At 67.7% G+C, this 9,264-nt stretch carries 11 protein-coding genes and 2 pseudogenes; 1 reads left to right on the top strand and 12 read right to left on the bottom strand.

Annotated elements, in window-relative coordinates; genetic code table 11:
* Positions 1–77: 77 nt before the first annotated feature.
* The 10 genes and pseudogenes from ABZ281_RS24020 to ABZ281_RS23975 form a co-directional block, all read right to left on the bottom strand.
* Positions 78–462 (bottom strand): annotated as a pseudogene (locus tag ABZ281_RS24020) (RacP protein).
* A 3-nt stretch (positions 463–465) separates the two neighbouring features.
* A pseudogene (locus ABZ281_RS24015) lies at positions 466–837 on the bottom strand (DUF6192 family protein); the annotation flags it as partial.
* A 66-nt stretch (positions 838–903) separates the two neighbouring features.
* Positions 904–1,623, bottom strand: coding sequence for an IS6 family transposase (locus ABZ281_RS24010; protein WP_356658523.1), 720 nt, complete (start codon positions 1,621–1,623; stop codon positions 904–906).
* On the bottom strand, positions 1,620–2,216 hold the full coding sequence (locus ABZ281_RS24005) for an ATP-binding cassette domain-containing protein (RefSeq protein ID WP_356658521.1): 597 nt from the start codon (positions 2,214–2,216) through the stop codon (positions 1,620–1,622). Before ABZ281_RS24005 ends, ABZ281_RS24010 begins: the two co-directional genes overlap by 4 nt.
* Positions 2,213–3,055 (bottom strand): carbohydrate ABC transporter permease, encoded by an 843-nt coding sequence (locus tag ABZ281_RS24000; protein WP_356658519.1) that lies wholly within the window; start codon positions 3,053–3,055, stop codon positions 2,213–2,215. The genes ABZ281_RS24005 and ABZ281_RS24000 overlap by 4 nt, the downstream gene beginning before the upstream one ends.
* A complete protein-coding gene (locus ABZ281_RS23995; RefSeq protein WP_356658517.1) occupies positions 3,052–3,606 on the bottom strand; it encodes a sugar ABC transporter permease in 555 nt (184 codons plus the stop codon). Before ABZ281_RS23995 ends, ABZ281_RS24000 begins: the two co-directional genes overlap by 4 nt.
* Entirely contained in the window at positions 3,554–4,159 is a 606-nt protein-coding gene (locus ABZ281_RS23990; RefSeq protein WP_356658515.1) for a hypothetical protein, read from the bottom strand. The genes ABZ281_RS23995 and ABZ281_RS23990 overlap by 53 nt, the downstream gene beginning before the upstream one ends.
* 335 nt (positions 4,160–4,494) lie before the next feature.
* Positions 4,495–4,596, bottom strand: a complete 102-nt coding sequence (locus tag ABZ281_RS23985; protein ID WP_356658525.1) for a hypothetical protein — start codon at positions 4,594–4,596, stop codon at positions 4,495–4,497.
* Complete coding sequence (locus ABZ281_RS23980) at positions 4,562–5,416, bottom strand: FKBP-type peptidyl-prolyl cis-trans isomerase (RefSeq protein WP_356658513.1); 855 nt, start codon at positions 5,414–5,416, stop codon at positions 4,562–4,564. Before ABZ281_RS23980 ends, ABZ281_RS23985 begins: the two co-directional genes overlap by 35 nt.
* A 520-nt stretch (positions 5,417–5,936) precedes the next feature.
* Complete coding sequence (locus tag ABZ281_RS23975) at positions 5,937–7,409, bottom strand: RHS repeat-associated core domain-containing protein (protein WP_356658511.1); 1,473 nt, start codon at positions 7,407–7,409, stop codon at positions 5,937–5,939.
* A gap of 108 nt (positions 7,410–7,517) precedes the next feature.
* On the opposite strand from ABZ281_RS23975, the gene ABZ281_RS23970 reads away from it, so the two are divergent.
* Positions 7,518–7,760 carry a hypothetical protein gene (locus ABZ281_RS23970; RefSeq protein ID WP_356658509.1) on the top strand — a complete coding sequence of 81 codons (243 nt, stop codon included), beginning with the start codon at positions 7,518–7,520 and terminating at the stop codon, positions 7,758–7,760.
* A 4-nt stretch (positions 7,761–7,764) separates the two neighbouring features.
* Here ABZ281_RS23970 and ABZ281_RS23965 read toward each other — a convergent pair whose 3' ends face one another.
* The gene (locus ABZ281_RS23965) at positions 7,765–8,412 is read right to left on the bottom strand and encodes a type I-E CRISPR-associated protein Cas7/Cse4/CasC (RefSeq protein WP_356658507.1); all 648 of its coding nucleotides are present in this window, start codon (positions 8,410–8,412) and stop codon (positions 7,765–7,767) included.
* Positions 8,409–9,038 (bottom strand): type I-E CRISPR-associated protein Cse2/CasB, encoded by a 630-nt coding sequence (casB, locus tag ABZ281_RS23960; protein ID WP_356658505.1) that lies wholly within the window; start codon positions 9,036–9,038, stop codon positions 8,409–8,411. The genes ABZ281_RS23965 and casB overlap by 4 nt, the downstream gene beginning before the upstream one ends.
* Positions 9,039–9,264: the final 226 nt, after the last annotated feature.

Raw genomic sequence — 9,264 nt, 5'->3', positions numbered from 1 at the left:
CAACCTCGCCAAGCGTATAACGGACGAGACCACCCCAACCTGGCGAGGAACCTACTAGGGCGTAAGGGGCATCTCGTCTAGATCAAACGCCCTCTCAGATGCTTGATCCAGCGGCCCTTTGGCTGGAGGGCCGAGTGCGGGGCGACGACGCCGGTGATGAACCGGCGGATTTCGGTGAGCTTCTCCCAAATGATCGAGACTTCGTATGCCTGGAGCTCGGCCGGGTCCGAGCAGAACTTGTAGCCGTCCGTCCTGGTCCAGATCAGCGGGGGCCAGCCGCGTTCGGCAATGATGTCCCGCAGACAGGCCAGGCCCGCGCGGGAGGTGACTGGGCGACAGCTCGCTGGACCTGACCAGCTGGACGAAGGTCAGACCGGCCGGACGGGCCTCGAAGAGGACCTTGCGGACGGTGTCGGCGTGTCGCTGGGCGGCGGCTGATCTGCGCTCGGAAGCGCGAGGCATCGCCTACTCACCTTGCAGCAGTCGGGCCAACTCGCCGTCGACGTCCACCTTGCCGGTGTCGACCGCAGTCTCGATCCAGTCCAGCGTCGCCCGAACCCGGGCGACGTTCTCGTGGACGATGGTGCGTTCGTCGTCACCGAGCTGGCGATCGCGCAGGCCGGGGACGACACGGCCGGCCGCCGCGACGAAGGAGTGGCAGGCGGTGACCAGGTCCCTGAACTCCACCGTCCGGTCGATGTTGCGGATGGCCGGGGCGACGGAGCTGGTCTCCTCGAAGTGCTCGCGGGCCTGCCGGCCCCGCTCGACCTAGGCATGGTTGACCTGGTGGCGGGCGGTGTCGTCCGACATCGCCTTGAAGGCGACGTCCGGGCGCTGTCACGTTGTGGGGGTAGGTGTCTGATGGCACGTCGTGGCGTGGTGGAGCCCGGTTCCGGGCTGTGGTCAGGCCGTGGCGGCAAGGCCGGCGACGCCGGTGATCTGCTCCCAGATTGCGAAGCGGACGGTCATCTCGGCTCGGTAGTGATGTGCGGGCATCAGGTGGCGTCGGGGCCGGAAGTGGGGTGAGATGCCGCTGAACGCGGACAGGAACCGCTGGGCTGCGCCAACGCCGCGGAACCCCTTCATCGCCCGTTCGCGCTGCCTGGTCGGCTGGTGGCTGTTCTCCGCCCGGTTGTTCAGGCCCTTGTGTGAGCGGTGTTCGACGGAGGGCATGACCTCGCGGTGGGCGGCGCCGTAGGAGCGGAGCTTGTCGGTGACGATCACCCGCGGCACCGCGCCGGCGTTCTTCATCAGCCTGCGCAAGAAGCGCCTGGCCGCGGCCTTGTCCCGGCGGTCCTGTACGAGGATGTCCAGGACGTTGCCGTCCTGGTCGACCGCCCGCCACAGATACTTCTGCTCCCCATTGATCTTGATGAAGACCTCGTCCAGATGCCACTTGTCACCGGGCCTGGGGCGGCGGCGATGCAACTCGCGGGCGTAGGCCGGGCCGAACTTCACACACCAGCGGCGGACCGTCTCGTAGGAGACGACGACACCGCGCTCGAACATCAGCTCCTCGACCTCGCGGAAACTGAGCGGGAAACGGTGGTACAGCCACACACAGTGGGAGATGACCTCGACCGGGTACCGGTGCCCCTTGTACGACAGCGACGCGCGCCTCACGGACCGCCCCTCCCAGGCTGACCAACCGGAAGATCATCCCACCGGTCAGCCAACGTGACAGCGCCCCTTGACTCATCGCGCAGTTGTTCGCGCAACTTGTAGTCCAGGTTCGCCAGTGGCTCGTCGAGCAGGAGGATGCCGGTGCCGCGGGCCAGGGCGCGAGCCATCGCGACGCGCTGCTGCTGACCGCCGGAGAGCTGGGACGGCTTGCGCTTCTCGAAGTCCGCGAGCCCCACGCCCGACAGAGCATGCCGGACCCGGCGCCCGATCTCGTCCCGGGACAGCCCGGCCCGCTTCAGCGGAAAGGCCACGTTGTCGAACACATTGAGATGCGGGTAGTTGATGAACTGCTGGTAGACCATGGCGGTGTCGCGCCGCCACACCGGCGTCCGCAGGAAGTCGACTCCCGCCCGGGTCAGCGAGCCGGAGTCCACTTTCTGCAGGCCGGCCAGGGCCCGCAGCAGCGTGGTCTTCCCGGCCATCGTCCGGCCGATGACGGTGTGGAGCCGTCCCGGCTCGAAGGTGGCGGTCACGTTCTTCAGGTGGTCGACGCCGTCGACGGTCAGGCACAGATCAGTGGCGTTGAGGTTCATCGGACCGCTCCAGACAGGTTCCCCTTGGACAGCAGGCGCTCCACCCAGAGGGCGAGCAGGATCAGCGGTGCCACGCCGAACAGCGCGGCGGCGGACAGCGTCCACCACGGTGGAACGGATGAGTTGAGGGCGACGACTGCCTGGGGCAGGGTCTGAACCTCGGTGAAGGTCAGCCGGAAGGCGAAGAAGAAGTCGTTCCAGCCGAAGACGGCGCAGAACATCGCCGCGACGGTCAGCCCGGGCAAGGAGTTCGGCAGGATCGCCCGTAGGAAGGTCTGGAACGGCGGGCAGCCGTCCAGCATCGCCATCTCGTCGATCTCCCGGGGGATGCCGTTGAAGAAGTCCACCATCACCCAGACGGCGATCGGCAGCAGGAGCGCCACCGTCACGATGACCAGGCCCGGGATGGTGTCCAGGAGGCCTCCCCACTGCAGGAGGTAGAAGAAGGGGATTACCAGGACGACGGGCGGCATGATCCGCTGGGAGACGAAGAAGACGATGTCGCTGTTCTTGATGAAGCCCAGCTTGAACCGGTACCGGGACAGCGCGTATGCGGCCAGGGACCCGAGCGCCAGGCTGATGGCCGACGCGGCGACGGTGACGATGGCACTGTTGACGAAGGGACCGACCACATCGACGCCCCCGGCTCCACCGAAGATGTTGCGCCAGCCAGTGAGCGTAGGCTCGTACTGCGCCCAGGGGATGTAGGTGGGACCGCCCTGGACAGCGTTGGCGTTCTTGAAGCTGGTCGTCATCGCCCAGAAAAGCGGTCCCGCCACGAAGCAGGCCCACAGGGCGATCACGGTGTACTTGAACACGGGATAAAGGCGCGACCTCATGAGTCCCCCTTCAGCTTGAAGGCCCTGGTAAGCAGGGCGGCGACGACCGTGAGCGTGACGATCATCAGGACCAGGTAGGTCAGGGACATCGCCCCGCTGTAGCCGGTCTGCTGATCGCGGAGCCCCTGGATGTAGAGGTAGTAACCCGGGGTCTCCGTGGAGGACCCCGGCCCGCCGGACGTCAGGACGTAGACGCTGTCGGAGAGCTTGGACGCCTCGATCAGCCGGATGACGACCGCCGCGACCGAGACGGGTGCCATCAGCGGGAAGGTCACCTTCCGGAAGGTGCGCCAGGTGCCGGCGCCGTCGATCGCGGCGGCCATGAACGGTTCCCTGGGCAGGCTGAGCAGGCCGGCCAGCAGCAACAGGAACATGAAGGGGGTCCATTGCCAGACTTCGACGGTCATCAGGGCGACCAGGGCCGGTCCGGACTCGGTGAGCCAGGGGATCTTCGTCAGGCCCAGCATCCCCAGCAGGTCGTTCACCGGGCCCAGTGATTCATGGAAGATCGTCTGCCAGATGGCGGCCATCACCACGGGCGTGGTCATCATGGGGACGAGGAACAGCACCGCCAGAATCTGCGGCGCCATCGGCGCGGGCGAGGGAGTCGCCGCCCGACTCCATCAGGCGGGTGCGGCGTGCCTCCACTTCGGCGTGATCCAGCAGGAGGTGCTGGACGGCCGTGCCGAGGGCGGGGTGGCGCACCAGGTCGTACCACCGGTCGGGGCAGGTGGCGAGGATGCGCCAGCCGGCACCTTCGCCGAACTCAAGAGGCAGTCCCAGGGAGGCGTGTTCGGAGATCTGCCACCGCTCGGGCCGGGCGGGGTCTTGCAGCAGGCGGGCGAGCGGGGCCAGGGGGTACTCGAGGACCGCGTCGAAGAGGGCCGGGGGCACGGGCGGGTACGGCTCGGCATCGAAGCTGTAGCGGTGGGGGTTCCAGTCGTCGACGACCCGCTCCAGGTCGGTGTCGTGCAGCTGCGCAAGCAGGCCGATCGCGTCGTTGATCTGGCCGGGGTGCCGGGCCAGGCCGATGGTCATCCGGGCCGCTGACCGGGCCGGGACCAGGGCGCCGAGGACTGCGATCGCCCCACCCGCCAGGAGCATCGCGGCAGGCTGTCTCCTCGGGGACTTCGTCGATTTTCCTGGCATGCAACGACACCGGCCCTCCCCATACACGACGTCGGCCTACACGACCACAACTGGTCGTGAAGGCCGATGTCACGTTCAGCGCCAGGATTCGCCAGCAGTGTGCTGCAGCTGCCGGGGTCGGGGCGTTTCGCATCGTAGCCAGGGCTGTAGCCACCGGCGGTCACCTCGGCGGCAACGCGTGTCCACCCGTATTCGGCCTTCGGCCGGCGGATGCCGTCAACGCACGGTTCGGCTCGCGGCACGAGCACCTGTCCGACGGCGCACGCGTCCGGCTGAGCCCGCGGAGTTTGTTACACCACTGCCAGGACGTCCGCGACGAATACCAGGGTGGAGCCGCCGGGAACGCCTTTCTGCTCGTTAGAGCCGTAGCCGAGACTGGGAGGGACGACGATCAGGAGTCTGCTGCCGACTCTCGTTCCTATGAGGGCGCGATCGAGTTCCTATGAGGGCGCGATCGAGCCCTTCGAGGAGGTTGTGGCGGCCGCTGACGACCGGAGCGGGGCCGTGGCTCCAGGAGGCGTCGAACAGGGCGGCCTGCTCCTTGCCCCGATTGGTGCCCCAGACGGCGCCGGCGCGCCTGAGCACGATCGTCTGGCCTTTGCGTACGGTGGGTCCCGTCCCGTCGACGAGCTGTCGGGAGATGAGCTTGTTCGGTGGTGCCGTATCGGGTACGGAGATCGATACGGTGGAGGAGCTGGCCCGGACGCCGGGCAGTCCGGCGGTGCTGTCGTGCTGTTCTCTCTTGACGGTGGCCTTGGCGTCCACGGCATCGACGAGGTCCACTGCGAATACCACCGTGTCGGTCGGCGATACTCCGATGCCGGGGTTGCCGGATGTGCCGTAGGCGGCGGCCGGCGGCGCTACCACCAGGATCCGACTGCCGACCCGCTGGCCCTGCACGGCTCGGTCGAGAGCGGGAAGGACGCTGTCCTTGCCGACAGCGAACACCACGGGAGTCACCCTGTGGCCGCTCCCTTTGTAAGTGGAGGGCAGGTATTTGCTCTTCTTCCACGTGCGTGCCGTGTAGTTGACGACGGCGATGTCGTGGGTCCCGACGGTCGGGCCGTCTCCCTTGATGATGGGCGTCACGACGAACTCGCCGCTCGGGCTGGTGTTGGGAATGGTGATCGTCGCCTGGTGCCCGAACCTTCCCGCAGCCTTCGGCAGGTTGGCGTCGGTGGCGACCGCTGGCGGGACGGGTCGGTGGGACACGGAGACGGTCGGAGCGGGAAGCGGGCGATGCCCCTCACCCGGGCTGGACGGATTCTTCTCACCGCTGCAGCCCACGAGGGCCAGAGTACAGGCGATGACGGGTACGGCGATACGGCGCATTGTTCTTTCCTGGTCGATGAGGTGATGGTGCCCACCGCTGGGCGGTCAAAGACGGTTCTTTCCCGCCCTCCGCACGTGGAGTAGCCCTGCCAGCCAGGCTCCGGCGAACAGTGCGCATGCGGACTCGAGGAATCCGATCGGTCCACCTCCGCCAGTGGCCCGGTCACTGACGTAGAGGATCGAAAGAAGAGTTCCGAAGAAGAAGAGAACGGCAGAGGAAGCGCCGAAGGCCGGTGCCTTATTCATGGGGTTCCTTGAAGGTCGTTGAGGTCGTAGAGGCGTGGGCCGAGTCGTTGGCGCCCCACCAGCCGATCGTTGAAAGGGGTCGGCAGATCGGGTCTCGCCCGGCGGCCGCGGACGGCCGCCGGGCGAGAGGCTGCTGAGGAATAGGCTCAGTCGCTCAGCAACGGACGTAGGAGTAGTAGAGAGACGAAACCGGGTACGACCCCACCCACTTGGACGTGGCGAACACCTTCAGGCATTTGGAGCGTTCCTTCGCCCGGTAGGCCGCCCATACGATCAGTGCCAAGTGCACGCCGAGGATGGCGGCTATGGCCCCCGCGTACACGTTGATGGCTGCGACGACCGCGGCGATGAATCCCCAGGCGCCGAGGAGGTAGGGCCCCTCGTTCGCCAGCTTCTTCGTCGCCCACCAGTTGAAGTAGATGCGGACCGAGGAGCCTGTGTGCCATCCGGCGTCCCAGCCCCAGGAGTCCCAGTAGGACCACGAGTGGCCGACGGCCTTGCCCCAGAAGTAGTACTTGGTGCGCCACCGGTGCCACTTGCCGTTGAGATCAACCTGGTTGACTGGATCGGCGCTTGCATACTCGTAGGCGTTGTCGCTGCCGCCCAGGACGGGGTCCATCGACAGGAAGCGTCCCTGGGACGGGTCGTACAGGCGGACCCCCATCAGGATGGCCCCGGTCGGGGTCTCGCTGGAGCGGAGTTCGCTGCCAAGCCAGCCGTACCGCGCGGTGGCGCTGCCCGACGCGAGGTTGCCGTACTCGTCCTGCCGCAGCACGGTCGGGGCCTTGGTCGGGTCGAGGGGCAAGGTCACGCCGATGTCGCCGTGGATGCCGGTGAGCTGTAGGGAGGTGCCGTCCGTCGCCCCGGTGATCGCTTCGAGGGTGCCGGTCAGGCCCCGCACGTTGCGGGAGATGGTGCCGGAGGAGTCCTCGGCCACCCAATCGGGGCTGTCATTCGCCGAACCGTAGTGGTTCGCCTTCTGCCCCGTCTGTGACCAGGTGCCGTCGGTGTTCTGACGTTCCGTGGTCCAGGAGGCCAGGCGTCCGGCCGCGTCGAGGCCCCACGTCTGACGCTGGGTGCCAGTGGTCTGCCGGCGGAGCAGGTCGTGGGCGTAGTACTCGATGGTTGCGCCGCCGGCCTGAGTGGTGGTCCGGCCGGAGGCGTCGTAGCTCACGCCGGAGGCGATGAGGCGGTCGGCGCTGTCGTAGGTGTTGGTCACCGTTGTGGCGCCCGTGTCGGTGCAGCCTGTCCCGGCTGTTCCGGTGCTGGTGGCCAGGCCTGTGCGGTTGCTGTTGGCGTCCAGCGTATAGGCGCGCCGGGTGCAGGTCTCGTCCGCGGCGGTGTCGTCGGTACGGACAAGTCGGCCGGTCTTGTCGTAGACGTGGTTTCGTTCGGTGGTGTCTCCTGCGGTGCCGCTGTGGTGGACGATCTGCCCGTGCGTGGAGTAGTCCACGGTGTCGGCCAGCAGGATCGTTCCGTCCGAGTCACGGGTGTAGAGGCGGGCGGTGTCCTCGCCGACCTCGTTGAAGCTGAGGTTCAGGGTGTAGCCACCGGGCAGGGTTTCGGTGGTGAGTTCTCCGTCCGGGCCGTAGGCGGCGGTGAACGTGCCCGCCACCGAGTCGGTCATGGAGGTCGGCAGCCCGCGGGGCTCCTTCGTCGTGTCGTAGGTGAAGGTCGTAGTGGACGGGGCTGAGTCGTTGACCTTTACTGGTCGGCTGCGATCCTCGATCCGCTGGTGACCGTGCTGGTGGGACTCGTGCGGCGGGAAGGGATCTGGCTGGCGAGCGCCGTGATGGTGACGGACGTCTTCGGAAACTGGTGGGGCAACCGGCACTGGCTGCAGGACGATCCTGCGAAGCTGCTGCCTCTGTTGCCCATCACCTTCTTCGGCCTGTTCGTCGTTGCATTCTTGCTCCCCTTGCATCGCACGGTTGCCGGCCCGGCTGGCAGGCCCCAGGCGGCCCGGCCGGCCGCCTGACGACTCACCGTCGCGCAGCCTTGAAGCACCGGCACCTCGCCGACGAAAACGACACCTTGCCGACGAGCGCCCCGCCGGAACACCCACCGGGGGGGGCGTCACCATCATCACTCGTCGGCACCGTGAACGCCGCTCTCGTCGGCATTTTCAACGCCGGGCAACAGCTGATGGAGGCGGTGCGCCGCTTGAGGATCTGCTCGATCTGGTGGGGCGGCAGGACCTGGCCGGGCTTCTTCTTGCCCTGGGCCGCTTCCAGGGCCTGGCGGTGCTCGGCGCAGACGGCGGCCAGTTCGTCGATGGCCGCCTCCGGCAGGAACAGCAGCACCGAGGTGTGGCCGGCCGCTTCCGTGCCGATGCCCTTCTTCCCGGCGCTCGCGGCGACCTGCGCTCCGGCGAACGCGGCCAGCTCGGCGGGCCAGTCGGCCTTCTGAAGGGCGTGCTGTACCTTCGCCGGCACCAGGCGGGTGCGGGCGGCCTTCTCCCCGAGGTCCTGCTCGACTCCGAGCCGGATGGCTCGCTTCCAGGACTGGCTGGAGACCCGGATGCGGGAGGCGTTGCCGTAGCGGACCTGCTTGGGGGAGCCGAGGTCGTCCCGGTTGAGGTTGGCGGCGGGCACCGACTGCAGGGCGCTCAGGTCCAGATAGAGAGTCATCGGTCGTTCTCCTCAGCGGAATCGGAGGGGGCGGGGTCGGTCGTGCCGGCGGCGGTGCGGAAGTAGCTTTCGAGCCAGCGGGTGGCGATGCGGTCGCGGCTGCGGTTCCACCAGGCGAGGTCCTCCAGGAGGACCGCCCAGTCGATGGTGATGCCGCCGGACTGGAGCTGGCGGGTAAGGGCGGGCAGGCCCGGATGGATGGCGTCGCTGCTCTGGCGGGCCATCAGGTGAAGAGCGCTTTCGGCGGAGTTCGCCTTCATCACGCCCTTGGCGACGGCCTGGCCGAGCGAGGCCCCGAGGTTGGAACGCTCAAACCAGGAGACGGACGCGCTGTCGTCGGGCGTGGTGTCACGGGCCGAGCGGGGACGTGCGGCGATCAGCGAGGCCACCGCGTAGTACGCCCGCCGGACATCGCCATGGTGCTGGTCGTCGTGGTCACGCAGCCACGGCACCAGATAGCGGTGCATGTAGTTGCACCGCTCCACCGGCAGCCCGAGCCCGCGCCGCAGGGCGGCACGGGTCTGCGTGGAAGCGCACACGCGGTGCACGTAGGCGACGAACCGGTCCGAGACGCGGACGGGCTTGGAGGTCGGCGGAGCAGATGCCGCCGGCACGGAATCGGTCATGACACATCCCTGATGCGGGGAAAGGGGTGAGGTGACAAATGCGCCGACCGTGTCGGCGTGGGCCCAGCCGGGCGGGTTCAGTCAGTGGCGGAGGGCAGCAGCAGTGCGAAAAGAAGGCCGCGGGCGCGGTGTCTGAGGGGCCTCGTGTTTCCCGGACAGGCTTCTGACCGTTGATTTCACGCGGCGATTCGCAACTTGTCGTACTCGGCGTGGACTTCGCGCGGAG

The organism is Streptomyces sp. NPDC006265 (assembly GCF_040613555.1).
Taxonomy (GTDB): Bacteria; Actinomycetota; Actinomycetes; order Streptomycetales; family Streptomycetaceae; genus Streptomyces.
This window is presented reverse-complemented; position numbering and strand designations above follow the sequence as displayed.